The sequence below is a fragment of the Streptomyces sp. NPDC053560 genome (genome assembly GCF_044544605.1).
GTDB lineage: Bacteria > Actinomycetota > Actinomycetes > Streptomycetales > Streptomycetaceae > Streptomyces.
In genome coordinates this window covers 1-14,130 of sequence record NZ_JBITXI010000029.1, presented here as the reverse complement: position 1 = coordinate 14,130, position 14,130 = coordinate 1, and the positions used below count along the sequence as shown (strand labels likewise).

The 14,130-nt window shown below is 71.2% G+C and carries 8 protein-coding genes and 1 pseudogene; 4 read left to right on the top strand and 5 right to left on the bottom strand.

Annotation, left to right across the window (positions count from 1 at the left end; genetic code table 11):
• Positions 1-31: 31 nt before the first annotated feature.
• Both ACIGQF_RS38315 and ACIGQF_RS38310 read right to left on the bottom strand, forming a co-directional pair.
• On the bottom strand, positions 32-1,258 hold the full coding sequence (locus ACIGQF_RS38315) for a winged helix-turn-helix domain-containing protein (RefSeq protein WP_399720690.1): 1,227 nt from the start codon (positions 1,256-1,258) through the stop codon (positions 32-34).
• Positions 1,259-1,328: 70 nt separating this feature from the next.
• Entirely contained in the window at positions 1,329-1,943 is a 615-nt protein-coding gene (locus tag ACIGQF_RS38310) for a GNAT family N-acetyltransferase (RefSeq protein ID WP_399720687.1), read from the bottom strand.
• Positions 1,944-2,342: 399 nt separating this feature from the next.
• Between ACIGQF_RS38310 and secA the strand changes: the two genes are divergently transcribed.
• Positions 2,343-5,177: a preprotein translocase subunit SecA gene (gene secA, locus ACIGQF_RS38305; RefSeq protein WP_399720683.1), complete on the top strand. Its 2,835-nt coding sequence runs from the start codon at positions 2,343-2,345 to the stop codon at positions 5,175-5,177.
• A gap of 197 nt (positions 5,178-5,374) precedes the next feature.
• On the opposite strand, the gene ACIGQF_RS38300 is transcribed toward secA, so the two are convergent.
• Positions 5,375-6,190 carry an Rv3235 family protein gene (locus ACIGQF_RS38300; RefSeq protein WP_399720680.1) on the bottom strand — a complete coding sequence of 272 codons (816 nt, stop codon included), beginning with the start codon at positions 6,188-6,190 and terminating at the stop codon, positions 5,375-5,377.
• A 299-nt stretch (positions 6,191-6,489) separates the two neighbouring features.
• Here ACIGQF_RS38300 and ACIGQF_RS38295 point away from each other — a divergent pair, with 299 nt between their 5' ends.
• Entirely contained in the window at positions 6,490-6,996 is a 507-nt protein-coding gene (locus ACIGQF_RS38295; protein WP_361562543.1) for a DUF6912 family protein, read from the top strand.
• 152 nt (positions 6,997-7,148) lie between these two features.
• Positions 7,149-7,817, top strand: a complete 669-nt coding sequence (locus ACIGQF_RS38290; RefSeq protein WP_399720676.1) for an HAD family hydrolase — start codon at positions 7,149-7,151, stop codon at positions 7,815-7,817.
• A gap of 78 nt (positions 7,818-7,895) precedes the next feature.
• Here ACIGQF_RS38290 and ACIGQF_RS38285 read toward each other — a convergent pair whose 3' ends face one another.
• On the bottom strand, positions 7,896-8,462 hold the full coding sequence (locus ACIGQF_RS38285; RefSeq protein WP_399720673.1) for a DJ-1/PfpI family protein: 567 nt from the start codon (positions 8,460-8,462) through the stop codon (positions 7,896-7,898).
• A gap of 482 nt (positions 8,463-8,944) precedes the next feature.
• Between ACIGQF_RS38285 and ACIGQF_RS38280 the strand changes: the two genes are divergently transcribed.
• The gene (locus ACIGQF_RS38280; protein ID WP_399720670.1) at positions 8,945-13,909 is read left to right on the top strand and encodes an NAD-glutamate dehydrogenase; all 4,965 of its coding nucleotides are present in this window, start codon (positions 8,945-8,947) and stop codon (positions 13,907-13,909) included.
• A gap of 83 nt (positions 13,910-13,992) precedes the next feature.
• Here ACIGQF_RS38280 and ACIGQF_RS38275 read toward each other — a convergent pair.
• A pseudogene (locus ACIGQF_RS38275) lies at positions 13,993-14,130 on the bottom strand (ABC transporter ATP-binding protein); the annotation flags it as partial.

The window sequence follows — 14,130 nt, the reverse complement described above, 5'->3', positions numbered from 1 at the left end:
AGCCGGCGGTCACCGGCCCGCCCGCGGCGCGTCAGCCGGACAGCTCGGCGTTCAGGGCGGCGAGCAGGACCGGGTCGTCGCAGCGTTCGACGCGGATGTCGTCGCAGTCGACCCAGGAGGCGGCTTCCCGCAGGGCCTGCGCCATGGGGCGAACGGCCTTGGGCCCCTGCATCGAGACCTGACGGGCCACGAGCGTCCTCCCCTCCCGGGCCGGATCCACCCGGCCGACCAGCTTGCCGCCGACCAGCAGCGGCATCGCGAAATAACCGTGTATCCGCTTGGGCCTGGGGACGTACGCCTCCAGCCGGTGCGTGAAGCCGAACATCCGCTCCGTACGCGGCCGGTCCCAGATCAGCGAGTCGAACGGCGAGAGCAGCGTCGTGCGGTGCCGGCCGCGCGGCGGCTCGGCCAGCGCGGCCGGGTCCGCCCAGGCGGGCTTGGACCAGCCCTCGACCTCGACGGGCACCAGCCCCGTCGCCTCGATGACCGCGCTGACCTGCTCGCCCTTGAGGCGGTGGTAGTCCGCCAGGTCCGCGCGGGTGGCCACGCCCAGCGCCGCCCCGGCCTGTGCGACGAGGCGGCGGACGCACTCGGGGTCGTCCAGGTCGTCGTGCAGCAGATCGTCGGGGACGGCGCGCTCGGCGAGGTCGTACACCCGCTTCCAGCCACGGCGCTCCGTGCACACCACCTCGCCGGTGTCGAGGAGCCACTCCACCGCGATCTTCGTCTCGGACCAGTCCCACCACTCGCCGCCGTTCCGGCCGCCGCCCAGCTGGGTGGTGGTGAGCGGGCCGTCGGCCTTCAGCCGGTCCAGGACGGCGGCGCACGAGCGCTCGGAGTCCTTCATGACGTGCCAGCGGTGGCCGCGCGCCCGCATGGCCCGGCGGCGGAACGCGAAGTGCGGCCACTCCTCGACGGGCAGGATGCAGGCGGCGTGCGACCAGTACTCGAAGCTGTGCGGGGCGTACGCGGCGCCGGTCGGCGGGGCGGCGCCGTCCGTCTCCGGGCGCGGGGTCCAGTACGCCGACTCCACGGCGGCGCGGCCGACCGCGCCGAGGCGGGCGTAGGGGATCAGTTCATGGGAGCGGGCCAGCACGGAGATCGTGTCGAGCTGCACGGCGCCCAGGCGGCGCAGGACGCCTCGCACCCCCGCGCGCCGGTCGGGCGCGCCCAGGAAGCCCTGGGCGCGGAGCGCGAGGCGGCGCGCTTCGTCGGCGGACAGGCTGGTCACGGGCTGCACGGCAGGCACGGCTGTCATGCCGATCAGACTAGGACCGGGTACTGACAACGGGCCGCAGAATCGATCATCCGTTCCCGGTGCCGGCGGCTCAGCCGGCCCGCCCGCCGTACGGCAGGTACGGCGTCTCCGAGGGAAGGCCCAGGTCGGAGGGGAGGAGAGAGGCCGCCCAGGCGTCGCGGCGGGTGCCCTGGTGGGGGATCTTCGCGCGGATCGTGCCCTCCATGCGGAAACCGGTCTTCAGGGCGACGGCGCGCGACGCTTCGTTGCCCGCCTCGGCGAACCACTCCATGCGCTCCACGCCGAGGTCGGTGAACGCCCAGCGCGCGATCGCGCGGGCGGCCTCGGCGGTGTATCCGCGGCCGCGGTGCTCCTTGACCGACCAGTACCCGAGCTCGGCCTGGCGATCGGGCGACCCCAGCCGGGTCATCCGTACCAGGCCCGCCGAGCCCACCAGCGCTCCGTCGCCCGCCGGGCGGCCGTCCTCCTTGAGCGTCACGGCGAACGTGTACGTGGTGTCCTCCCGCCAGCCGCGGGCGGTGAACGGGCCCACGAAGTCCTCCGCGTGCGCGCGGGTGTACGGGGAGGGGACGGTCGTCCAGCGCGGGATGTCGGGGTCCTGACACGCGGCGTGCACGGCCGCGGCGTCGGCGGGGCGGAAGGGGCGCAGGACGAGCCGTTCGGTGGTGAGGATGACGGGTTCCATCTTGTCAGTGTGCGTATTGGCCGCGGCCGGGGCGAAGGAATTACGCTGCGCCCCGGGGCGCGCCCGGAACCGTCGTACTCAGGCAGGACGCCGGCACCGCGGCACGCCGGACCCGCTTTCGCCCCGCGCGCGAACCGGAACGTGTTCCGGCCGCGTACCGGCACCTTCTGCGGGCCTCGCGCGTTGTCGTAGCGAGAGGACCGGAGAGAGGTGGCCGACAGTGTCGTAGCGAGTCGTGGAACGTTGTGGAGAAGGGACAGGGGCCTTCGGGCGACGGACCTCCCTGCTGAGTGGGGTCCTCCCTTACGATGGCCGTTGCGGCGGGGCCTGCCCCTTGGAAAAATGCCGCGCCCGCGCACCGACCGTGCACAGGCCCGACCGGCGAGGAGACCAGCCCAAGTGTCCGTCTTGACGAAGATCATGCGTGCAGGCGAAGGCAAGATCCTGCGCAAACTGCACCGCATCGCGGGCCAGGTCAACTCCATCGAAGAGGACTTCGTCAAACTCTCCGACGCCGAGCTCCGCGCCCTCACCGACGAGTACAAGGAGCGGTACGCCGACGGCGAGAGCCTGGACGACCTGCTCCCCGAGGCGTTCGCGACCGTCCGCGAGGCCGCCAAGCGGGTGCTCGGCCAGCGCCACTACGACGTTCAGCTGATGGGCGGCGCCGCGCTGCACCTCGGGTACGTCGCCGAGATGAAGACCGGTGAGGGCAAGACCCTGGTCGGCACCCTGCCCGCGTATCTGAACGCGCTGTCCGGCGACGGTGTCCACCTCATCACGGTCAACGACTACCTGGCCGAGCGCGACTCCGAGATGATGGGCCGGGTCCACAAGTTCCTGGGCCTCTCGGTGGGTTGCATCCTGGCGAACATGACGCCGGCGCAGCGCCGCGAGCAGTACGGCTGCGACATCACCTACGGCACGAACAACGAGTTCGGCTTCGACTACCTCCGCGACAACATGGCGTGGTCGCAGGACGAGTTGGTCCAGCGCGGGCACAACTTCGCGATCGTCGACGAGGTCGACTCCATCCTGGTCGACGAGGCCCGGACGCCGCTGATCATCTCCGGTCCCGCGGACTCCGCGACGAAGTGGTACGGCGACTTCGCCAAGCTGGTCAAGCGCCTGAAGAAGGGCGAGGCGGCCAACCCGCAGCGCGGCGTCGACGAGACCGGCGACTACGACGTCGACGAGAAGAAGCGTACGGTCGGCATCCACGAGTCCGGCGTCAGCAAGGTCGAGGACTGGCTGGGCATCGACAACCTGTACGAGTCGGTCAACACCCCGCTCGTCGGTTATCTGAACAACGCCATCAAGGCGAAGGAACTGTTCAAGAAGGACAAGGACTACGTCGTCATCGACGGCGAGGTCATGATCGTCGACGAGCACACCGGCCGTATCCTCGCCGGCCGCCGCTACAACGAGGGCATGCACCAGGCGATCGAGGCGAAGGAAGGGGTGGAGATCAAGGACGAGAACCAGACCCTCGCCACGATCACCCTCCAGAACTTCTTCCGCCTCTACGACAAGCTCTCCGGCATGACCGGTACGGCCATGACCGAGGCGGCCGAGTTCCACCAGATCTACAAGCTCGGCGTCGTCCCGATCCCGACGAACAAGCCGATGGTCCGCAAGGACCAGGCGGACCTGATCTACCGTACCGAGGTCGCGAAGTTCGCCGCGGTGGTCGACGACATCGCCGAGAAGCACGAGCGGGGCCAGCCGATCCTCGTCGGCACCACCTCGGTCGAGAAGTCCGAGTACCTCTCGCAGCAGCTGAACAAGCGCGGCGTGGTGCACGAGGTGCTCAACGCCAAGCAGCACGACCGGGAGGCGTCGATCGTCGCCCAGGCCGGCCGCAAGGGCGCCGTCACGGTGGCGACGAACATGGCCGGCCGCGGTACGGACATCAAGCTCGGCGGCAACCCCGACGACATGGCCGAGACCGAGCTGCGCGGCATGGGCCTGGACCCGGTCGAGCACGCCGAGGAGTGGGCGGCCGCGCTGCCCGCCGCCCTGGAGAAGGCCGAGGCCGCGGTCAGGGCGGAGTTCGAGGAGGTCAAGGACCTCGGCGGGCTCTACGTCCTCGGTACGGAGCGGCACGAGTCGCGCCGTATCGACAACCAGCTGCGCGGTCGTTCCGGCCGTCAGGGCGACCCCGGCGAGTCCCGGTTCTACCTCTCCCTCGGTGACGACCTGATGCGCCTCTTCAAGGCCCAGATGGTCGAGCGCGTGATGGCCATGGCCAACGTGCCGGACGATGTGCCGATCGAGAACAAGATGGTCACCCGCGCCATCGCCTCCGCGCAGTCGCAGGTCGAGCAGCAGAACTTCGAGACGCGGAAGAACGTCCTGAAGTACGACGAGGTGCTCAACCGCCAGCGCGAGGTCATCTACGGCGAGCGCCGCCGCGTCCTGGAGGGCGAGGACCTCCAGGAGCAGATCAAGCACTTCATGGACGACACCATCGACGCCTACATCCAGGCGGAGACGGTCGAGGGCTTCGCCGAGGAGTGGGACCTGGACCGGCTGTGGGGCGCGTTCAAGCAGCTCTACCCGGTCAAGGTGACCGTGGAGGAGCTGGAGGACGAGGTCGGCGACCGCGCCGGGATCACCGCCGAGTTCATCGCCGAGGCGGTCAAGGACGACATCCACGAGCAGTACGCGGCCCGCGAGGAGCAGCTCGGCTCGGAGATCATGCGTGAGCTGGAGCGCCGCGTGGTGCTGTCCGTCCTGGACCGCAAGTGGCGCGAGCACCTCTACGAGATGGACTACCTCCAGGAGGGCATCGGCCTGCGGGCGATGGCCCAGAAGGACCCGCTGGTCGAGTACCAGCGCGAGGGCTTCGACATGTTCACCGCCATGATGGAGGGCATCAAGGAGGAGTCCGTCGGCTACCTGTTCAACCTGGAGGTCCAGGTCGAGCAGCAGGTCGAGGAGGTCCCGGTGGAGGACGCCGCGGAGCGGACCTCGCCGGCGAAGGACGTGCAGGACACGGTGCCGGCGCAGGCCGGGGCCCGGCCGGAGATCCACGCCAAGGGGCTGGAGGCGCCGCAGCGGCCGGAGCGGATGCACTTCTCCGCGCCGACGGTGGACGGCGAGGGCGGGGTCGTCGAGGGCGACTTCACCACCGACGCCGTGCCCGCGGGCGAGACCCGCTCGGAGTCGGACGGCATGACGCGCGCCGAGCGCCGCAAGGCCCAGAAGGGCGGCCGACGCCGCAAGAAGTGACGAGGTCGGCGCAGCCGACGAGCGCGCCGACGGCCGGGGCCCCGCAGCGAGTGCTGCGGGGCCCCGGCTTTGTCGTGGGACGACCACCGGAGGCTCTTGCGGGCCCGGGTGGCCGGAGCGGCGTGTGTACCGGGTGTCCAGGTGTCCAGGTGGCCGGTTGCTCCGGGGCCGAGGCCGGGGCCCGGGCCGGTGGTGGGTCAGGTGGTGCGGCTCCAGACAGACGTCGAGGGGCCGATGTCCAGGGCGGCGCAGCGCCAGCGGGCGTCGTCGCCGCGTTCGAGGCGGAAGGCGAGGGCGCGTACGCGTTCGCCCGCGGTGATCCGGGCGAAGGCCTCGATGACGCCGCGCCGCGGGGAGTACACGCCGCAGTCGCGGACCCGGGGCTCCGGGTCGCGACGGTACGGCCCCACGGGGCGCAGCGGGGCCTGCGGGGCGAGTTCCGCGAGCCGGTCGTAGGCGGCGGGCAGGGCGTGGCCCAGCAGCGCGTGGACGGGCCGCCGGCCGCTCAGGGTGAGGACGAGCTGGTCGGCGAACCAGCGGTGCGGCTGCCGCTCCGCCGCCCGACGGCGGGCGTCGACGCGCGGGAGCCGGGCCGCGGACTCCGTACGGGCCGCGGACTCCGTACGGGCCGTGGCCTCCGTAAGCCCGGGGGCGGGGCCACTGGGCGCGGAGCGGGGGCCGTCCGGTGTACGGGGAGCACCCGGTGTGCGGGGGCCGCTCGGAGCCGTGCGGTCGCCGGGACGGCGGCTGTCGCGGCGACCCCCGGGACGGCTCGGGGCACCGCCGGCGCGGGGCGGTCCGCCGGTACGGCCCGGGGCGCCGGGGCGGGACGGAGGGCCGGGGCGGGACGCCGGTGGCGCGGGCGTGGTGGAGGCCGCAGCGGCGCGTGAGGCTGCGGCAGCCGAAGCCGAAGCCGAAGCCGAAGCAGGCGGGGCCGAGGCCGAGGCCCTCGAAGCCGGGGCGGGTGGCGTTGCCGGTGGTGCTTCGGGCTGTGGCGTGGTCGTGGTCATCATGGCCCCCGTTCCGCCCGTTCCCGTTGGGTACCGGGCAGTAGCTTTTGCGTGGGGCTCTTCTACCGAGGGGCGCGGAGGGGCGGCAAGGCGGTCGTGCGTGCGACGGAGGGGGCCGGAAGATTCACCTATCAGGGTGATGGGCGGTGCGCGGCCCGGCCGAGGGCGGTGTCGGGCGGGGTGTCCGGCGGCCCGTCCCCGGGCCGTACCGGCGGCACGAAGGGGGAACCGCGCCCGTATGCTGGCTGCCTGCGCCCGATCAGAGCGACCAGTCCCAGCAGTCCGATACGAAAGCGGCGGCCATGCGTGTCTACGTCCCCCTGACCCTCTCCGGTCTCGCAGAGGCGTACAAGGCGGGTGAGGTGGGCTCCGGCCCGCTGGAGGCCTACGCCGTCACGCCCGCGCTGCGCGAGTGGTACGTCTCCGACGACATCGAGGAGCTGGAGTACGCCGCGCTGAACCGGGCCGCCCAGGCCTCGCTGCGACTGCTGGCCACCGACCCCGGCGCCGCCAGGCGGCGCGTCGTGGTGGCCGTCGACGTCGCCGACGGTGCCGCGTCCGTGGACCCGGACCGGGGGCTGGACAAGTCGGCGCTGGGCGTCGTGCGGGTGGTCGGGCCGGTGCCGATGAAGAAGGCGGCAGCCGTGCATGTCGACTCGGACGACGCGGAGCCGGACGTCACCGCCGCGGCCGCGGCGCTGGGGGCGGCGGACCAGGGCGACGACGACGCGCAGTTCACCGTGGACGGGGCCGAGGACCACGAGCTGATGTGGTTCGGTGTGCAGGAGATTCCGAACCTGATCGGCTGACGGGGGCCCGGACCCGGGACCGGATCCGGGTCGGAGCGGGGCGGTCGCGCGATGCCGTGGCCCCGCCTTTCCCCCTCAGCTCCCTACGGCCCTGACCTGCGGTTATGGGCACGGGCGGCCGGATTGTCGGTGGGCGTGGGTACCTTTCTCGCATGGGGAAGCACGCGACGCACATCGTCTGGGACTGGAACGGCACGCTCTTTCACGACATCGACGCCGTGATCGGGGCGACCAACGCCGCGTTCGGTGAGATCGGCCTGCCCCCGATCACCCTGGAGCGTTACCGCGAGCTGTACTGCGTGCCGGTCCCGCGGTTCTACGAGCGGCTGATGGGACGGCTGCCGACCGAGGCCGAGTGGGCGGTCATGGACGAGGCGTTCCACCGGCACTACACCCTCCAGCGGGAGGCGTGTGCGCTCGCCGAGGGCGTGGAGACGCTGCTGGAGAGCTGGGGCGCGGCAGGGCGCAGCCAGTCGATCCTGAGCATGTACGGCCACGAGGAGCTGCTGCCGCTCGTGCGCGACTTCGGCATCGAGGCACATTTCATACGGGTGGACGGCCGGACCGGGCCGTCCGGCGGCGGCAAGAGCGAGCACATGGTGCGGCACCTCGCGGCGCTGGAGAGCGCGCGGGTCGACCCGGGCCGCACGGTCGTCATCGGCGACGCCGTGGACGACGCGCTGGCGGCCCGGTACGCGGGGGCGCACGCGGTGCTCTACACGGGCGGCTCGCACAGCCGGACGAGCCTCCTGGAGGCCGGGGTGCCGGTCGTCGACAGCCTCGCCGAGGCCGTCCTGACCGCGGAGCGCCTGGCCCTCTGAGGGCCGCCACCCTCCGCTTGGTCGCCGCACTCCGCGTCCCGCCCGATCAGGCCCGGGACGCCCCGGCGGCCCGCCCCCTCACACCGCCGGTGCCTTGGCCCGCAGTACCTTCAGGAATTCGCGCATCCAGCCGGCGTGGTCGGGCCAGGCGCGGGAGGAGACCAGGGTGCCGTCGACGACGACCTCGGCGTCGCGGTAGCCGGCGCCCGCGGCCTGCATGTCCATCTCCAGTGCGGGATAGGAGGTGACCCGGCGGCCGTTCAGGCGGCCGATCGCCGCCGTGAGCAGGGGGCCGTGGCAGATCTGGGCGACCGGCTTGTCGGCGTCGAAGAAGGCCTTGACGACCTTGCGCAGCTCGGCGTCGTTGCGCAGGTATTCGGGGGCCCGGCCGCCGGGGATCACCAGAGCGGCGTAACTGCCCGGGTCGACTTCGGAGAACGCCAGGTCCGCCGGCCAGGTGTAGCCGGGCTTCTCGGTATATGTATCGAACCCAGGTTCGAAGTCATGGACGACGAACCGTAGCGTCTTGCGAGCCGGGGCGGCGATGTGGACGTCGTAGCCCTCCTCGCGGAGCCGCTGGTACGGGTACAGGACCTCCAGGGATTCCGCCGCGTCCCCGGTCACGATCAGGATTTTGGCTGCCATGGCGTACCTCCGCGCGGCTCGCGTCCGACTCCGTACCGCTCAAGGTCCTCCGGTCGGCAGCGCTTGCCAAGACCCCCTGCGGGCGCCCGAGTGAGACCGGGCGAGGTGCGTCTCTGTCCATACCGGCAAAGAACTGGGTGTGGTTTTGTACACACAAGGCCCATGACGACCACCGGGCCAGGAGCGATAGCCTGGCAGCGTGATCAGCGCGATAACCCGCGGGGGCGTCGAGGCCCCTGCCCCGCGCCCGGGACACGACGGTGCCCGGGCGGCCGTTGATCATTCCTGTGTCGACCAGGTGCCAGGAATGTCAAATCTGGCCAATTCCGCCCCGGTCGCCCCTCATCGCGGCATAGCGTCGAATCCGACCGGACACGGTCCCGGGTCCATCCCGGGGTTCCGTGATGCGCCGGTCCGGCGTCATGCCGTTTCCACTCATTTCCACAACGTCACGCAACGGCGCGCGACAGGAGCCAGAGGACATGCAGACCAAGCTGGACGAAGCCAAGACCGAGCTGCTCACGAAGGCCGCCAGGGTCGCTGAGAGCGGGCCGGCGGGAGGGCAGTCACCGGTACCGGGCCTGGACCCGGACACCCTCAGTGGATACCTCCAGCGTTACTACCTGCACACCGCCCCGGAGGACCTCACCGGGCGGGACCCGGTCGACGTCTTCGGCGCGGCGCTCTCGCACCACCGCCTCGCGGGCAACCGGCCGCAGGGCACGGCGAACGTCAGAGTGCACACCCCGACCGTCGAGGAGAACGGCTGGACCTGCAGCCACTCCGTCGTCGAGGTCGTGACCGATGACATGCCCTTCCTCGTGGACTCCGTGACGAACGAGCTGTCGCGGCAGGGGCGCGGCATCCATGTCGTGATCCACCCGCAGGTCGTCGTCCGGCGTGACGTCACCGGCAAGCTGATCGAAATCCTGGACGCCGAGGACGAGGCGCACGGCACGCCCGGCAAGGGCAAGGGTGCCGAGCTGCCGCACGACGCCTTCGTGGAGTCCTGGATCCACGTCGAGATCGACCGGGAGACCGACCGCGAGGACCTCAAGCAGATCACCGCCGATCTGGTGCGGGTCCTCAACGACGTGCGCGAGGCCGTCGAGGACTGGGAGAAGATGCGCGACTCCGCGCTGCGCATCGCGGACGAGCTGCCCGTCGAGCCCACCGCCGACGACCTGCGCGACCGCGAGGTGGAGGAGGCCCGGGAGCTGCTGCGCTGGCTGGCCGCCGACCACTTCACCTTCCTCGGCTACCGCGAGTACGAGCTGACCCCGGCGCCCGGCGAGGGCGACGGCGACGAGGACGTGCTCACCGCCGTTGCCGGTACCGGCCTCGGCATCCTGCGCTCGGACCCGCAGCACCACGAGGACGACGAGGGCCACCCCGTCTCCCCGTCCTTCAACCGTCTCCCCAAGGACGCCCGCAAGAAGGCCCGCGAGCACAAGCTGCTGATCCTGACGAAGGCGAACAGCCGTGCGACCGTGCACCGGCCGAGCTACCTCGACTACGTCGGCGTGAAGAAGTTCGACGCGCAGGGGAACGTCGTCGGTGAGCGCCGCTTCCTCGGCCTGTTCTCGTCCGCCGCGTACACCGAGTCGGTCCGCCGCGTGCCGGTCATCCGCCGCAAGGTCACCGAGGTGCTGGAGGGCGCCGGCTTCTCGCCCAACAGCCACGACGGCCGCGACCTGCTCCAGATCCTGGAGACCTACCCGCGCGACGAGCTGTTCCAGACCCCGGTCGACCAGCTGCGCGCCATCGCCACCAGCGTGCTCTACCTCCAGGAGCGCCGCCGGCTGCGGCTGTACCTGCGCCAGGACGAGTACGGGCGCTACTACTCCGCGCTGGTCTACCTCCCGCGGGACCGCTACACCACCGGCGTCCGGCTGCGCCTGATCGACATCCTCAAGGAGGAGCTGGGCGGCACCAGCGTCGACTTCACGGCCTGGAACACCGAGTCCATCCTCTCCCGGCTGCACTTCGTCATCCGGGTCGCGCCGGGCGCCACGCTGCCCGACCTCACCGACGCCGACGCGGACCGCATCGAGGCGCGGCTGGTCGAGGCGGCCCGCTCCTGGGAGGACGGCTTCGCCGAGGCGCTGAACGCCGAGTGCGGCGAGGAGCGCGCGGCCGAGCTGCTGCGCCGGTACGCGCACGCCTTCCCCGAGGGCTACAAGGCCGACAACTCCCCGCGCGCCGCGGTCGCCGACCTCCAGCACCTGGAGAAGCTGCGTACCGCGGAGGAGGGCCGGAACTTCGAGGTCAGCCTGTACGAGCCGGTCGGCGCGGGCCCCGGCGAGCGCCGCTTCAAGATCTACCGCACCGGTGACCCGGTCTCGCTGTCCAAGGTGCTGCCGCTGCTGAACCGCCTCGGCGTCGAGGTGGTCGACGAGCGGCCGCACGAGCTGCGCTGCCAGGACCGGTCCAGCTCCTGGATCTACGACTTCGGCCTGCGGATGCCGGAGCGGCCGAACGGCGACGACTACCGCGAGCGCTTCCAGGACGCCTTCACGGCGGTGTGGACGGGCCGCGCGGAGAGCGACAACTTCAACAAGCTGGTGCTGGGCGCGGGCCTGGACTGGCGGCAGGCGATGGTGCTGCGCGCGTACGCGAAGTACCTGCGGCAGGCCGGCTCGACCTTCAGCCAGACGTACATGGAGGACACCCTCTCCTACAACGTCCACACCACCCGGCTGCTGGTCCACCTCTTCGAGGCGCGGATGGCCCCGGCCCGGCAGCGGGCCGGCACGGAGCTGATCGACGGGCTGCTGGAGGAGCTGGACGGCGCGCTGGACCAGGTGGCCTCGCTGGACGAGGACCGCATCCTGCGGTCGTTCCTCACCGTCATCAAGGCGACGCTGCGCACCAACCACTTCCAGAAGGACAGCAACGGCGAGCCGCACTCCTACCTGTCGCTGAAGCTGGACCCGCAGGCCATCCCGGACCTGCCGGCGCCCCGCCCGGCGTTCGAGATCTGGGTGTACTCGCCGCGCGTCGAGGGCGTCCACCTGCGGTTCGGCAAGGTGGCGCGCGGTGGTCTGCGCTGGTCGGACCGGCGGGAGGACTTCCGTACGGAGATCCTCGGCCTGGTCAAGGCGCAGATGGTCAAGAACACCGTCATCGTGCCGGTCGGCGCGAAGGGCGGCTTCGTCGGCAAGCAGCTGCCGGACCCGGCCGTGGACCGGGACGCGTGGCTGGCCGAGGGCATCGCCTCGTACAAGACCTTCATCTCCGGTCTGCTGGACATCACCGACAACCTCGTCGGCGGCGAGGTCGTGCACCCGGAGGACGTGGTCCGGCACGACGGCGACGACACCTACCTCGTCGTCGCGGCCGACAAGGGCACCGCGAAGTTCTCCGACATCGCCAACGAGGTCGCCGAGTCCTACGGCTTCTGGCTGGGCGACGCCTTCGCCTCCGGCGGTTCGGCGGGCTACGACCACAAGGGCATGGGCATCACCGCGCGCGGCGCCTGGGAGTCGGTCAAGCGCCACTTCCGGGAGCTGGGCACGGACACCCAGACCGAGGACTTCACGGTCGTCGGCGTCGGCGACATGTCCGGTGACGTGTTCGGCAACGGCATGCTGCTCTCCGAGCACATCCGGCTGGTCGCCGCATTCGATCACCGGCACATCTTCCTCGACCCGAACCCGGACGCGGCCACCTCGTACGCCGAGCGCCGCCGGCTGTTCGAGCTGCCCCGTTCCTCGTGGGCGGACTACAACAAGGAGCTGCTGTCCCAGGGCGGCGGCATCCACCCGCGTACGGCCAAGTCCATCCCGATCAACCAGCACGTCCGTGCCGCGCTGGGCATCGATGCGGGCGTCACGAAGATGACGCCGGCCGACCTGATGAAGGCCATCTTCCAGGCGCCGGTGGACCTGCTGTGGAACGGCGGCATCGGGACGTACGTGAAGGCCTCCACCGAGTCGAACGCGGACGTCGGCGACAAGTCCAACGACGCGATCCGGGTCGACGGCCAGGACCTGCGGGTCAAGGTCGTGGGCGAGGGCGGCAACCTGGGCCTGACCCAGCTCGGCCGCATCGAGTACGCCCAGAACGGCGGCCGGATCAACACCGACGCGATCGACAACAGCGCCGGCGTGGACACCTCGGACCACGAGGTGAACATCAAGATCCTGCTGAACTCCGTGGTGGCCGACGGCGACATGACGGTCAAGCAGCGCAACAAGCTGCTCGCCGAGATGACCGACGAGGTCGGCTCGCTGGTGCTGCGCAACAACTACGCGCAGAACGTCGCCCTGTCGCTGGCCATCGCCCAGTCCCCCAGCATGCTCCACGCCCAGCAGCGGTTCCTCCGCCGGCTGGTGCGCGACGGTCACCTGGACCGGGCGCTGGAGTTCCTGCCCTCCGACCGGCAGATCCGGGAGCGGCTGAACAACGGCCGCGGCCTGACGCAGCCGGAGACCGCGGTCCTGCTGGCGTACACCAAGATCACGGTGGCCGACGCGCTGATCAAGACCGAGCTGCCGGACGACCCGTACTTCCGGCACCTGCTGCACGCGTACTTCCCGTCCGCGCTGCGCGAGCGCTTCCCGGAGCAGGTCGACCACCACGCCCTGCACCGTGAGATCACCACGACGGTGCTGGTCAACGACACGGTCAACAGCGGTGGCACGAGCTTCCTGCACCGTATGCAGGAGGAGACCGGCGCCTCCCTGGAAGAGGTCGTCCGGGCGCACACCGCGGCCCGCGCGATCTTCGACCTGGGCCGGGTCTGGGACGACGTCGAGGCGCTGGACAACAAGGTGCCGGCGGAGGTGCAGACCCGCATCCGGCTGCACTCCCGGCGGCTGGTCGAGCGCGGCACCCGCTGGCTGCTCAACAACCGCCCGCAGCCGCTGGAGCTGTCCGGCACCATCGACTTCTTCCGGGACCGGGTCGCCGCGGTCTGGGCCGAGCTGCCCAAGCTGCTGCGCGGCAGCGACATGGAGTGGTACCAGTCGATCTTCGGGCAGCTCACCGAGGCGGGCGTGCCGGAGGAGCTGGCGCACCGGGTGGCCGGGTTCTCGTCGGCCTTCCCCGCGCTGGACATCGTGGCCATCGCCGACCGCACCGGCAAGGAGCCGCTGGACGTCGCCGAGGTCTACTACGACCTGGGCGACCGGCTGCGGATCAACCAGCTCCTGGACCGCATCCTGGAGCTGCCGCGCAACGACCGCTGGCAGTCCATGGCCCGGGCCGCCATCCGCGAGGACCTGTTCGCCGCGCACGCCGCGCTGACCGCCGACGTTCTCTCGGCGGGCAACGGCAACGCCACACCGGAGCAGCGCTTCAAGGCGTGGGAGGAGAAGAACGCCGCGATCCTGGGCCGGGCGCGGGCCACGCTGGAGGAGATCGAGGGGTCGGACGCCTTCGACCTGGCCAACCTCTCGGTCGCCATGCGCACGATGCGGACGCTGCTGCGCCAGCACGGCTGAGCCGCTGACGCCGGACGGGGAGGGCCCCGGAGCAGATGCTCCGGGGCCCTCCCCGTCTTTCGCGGTTCTCGTGCCGCCGTCGGCTACTTCTTGGTGAAGGCCTCGTACTCCTTGAGGACGTCGGCGGTGGGGCCGTCCATGAGGAGCTCGCCCTTCTCCAGCCACAGCACCCGGTCGCAGGTGTCCCGGATGGACTTGTTGTTGTGGCTGACCAGGAAGAC

Bases quoted from the DNA above. Each gene is read 5' to 3' on its own strand.
- ACIGQF_RS38310 (WP_399720687.1), bottom strand. From the start codon at position 1,943: ATGGAACCCGTCATCCTCACCACCGAACGGCTCGTCCTGCGCCCCTTC.
- ACIGQF_RS38285 (WP_399720673.1), bottom strand. From the start codon at position 8,462: ATGGCAGCCAAAATCCTGATCGTGACCGGGGACGCGGCGGAATCCCTG.
- ACIGQF_RS38300 (WP_399720680.1), bottom strand. From the start codon at position 6,190: ATGATGACCACGACCACGCCACAGCCCGAAGCACCACCGGCAACGCCA.
- ACIGQF_RS38295 (WP_361562543.1), top strand. From the start codon at position 6,490: ATGCGTGTCTACGTCCCCCTGACCCTCTCCGGTCTCGCAGAGGCGTAC.
- ACIGQF_RS38315 (WP_399720690.1), bottom strand. From the start codon at position 1,258: ATGACAGCCGTGCCTGCCGTGCAGCCCGTGACCAGCCTGTCCGCCGAC.
- ACIGQF_RS38290 (WP_399720676.1), top strand. From the start codon at position 7,149: ATGGGGAAGCACGCGACGCACATCGTCTGGGACTGGAACGGCACGCTC.
- ACIGQF_RS38280 (WP_399720670.1), top strand. From the start codon at position 8,945: ATGCAGACCAAGCTGGACGAAGCCAAGACCGAGCTGCTCACGAAGGCC.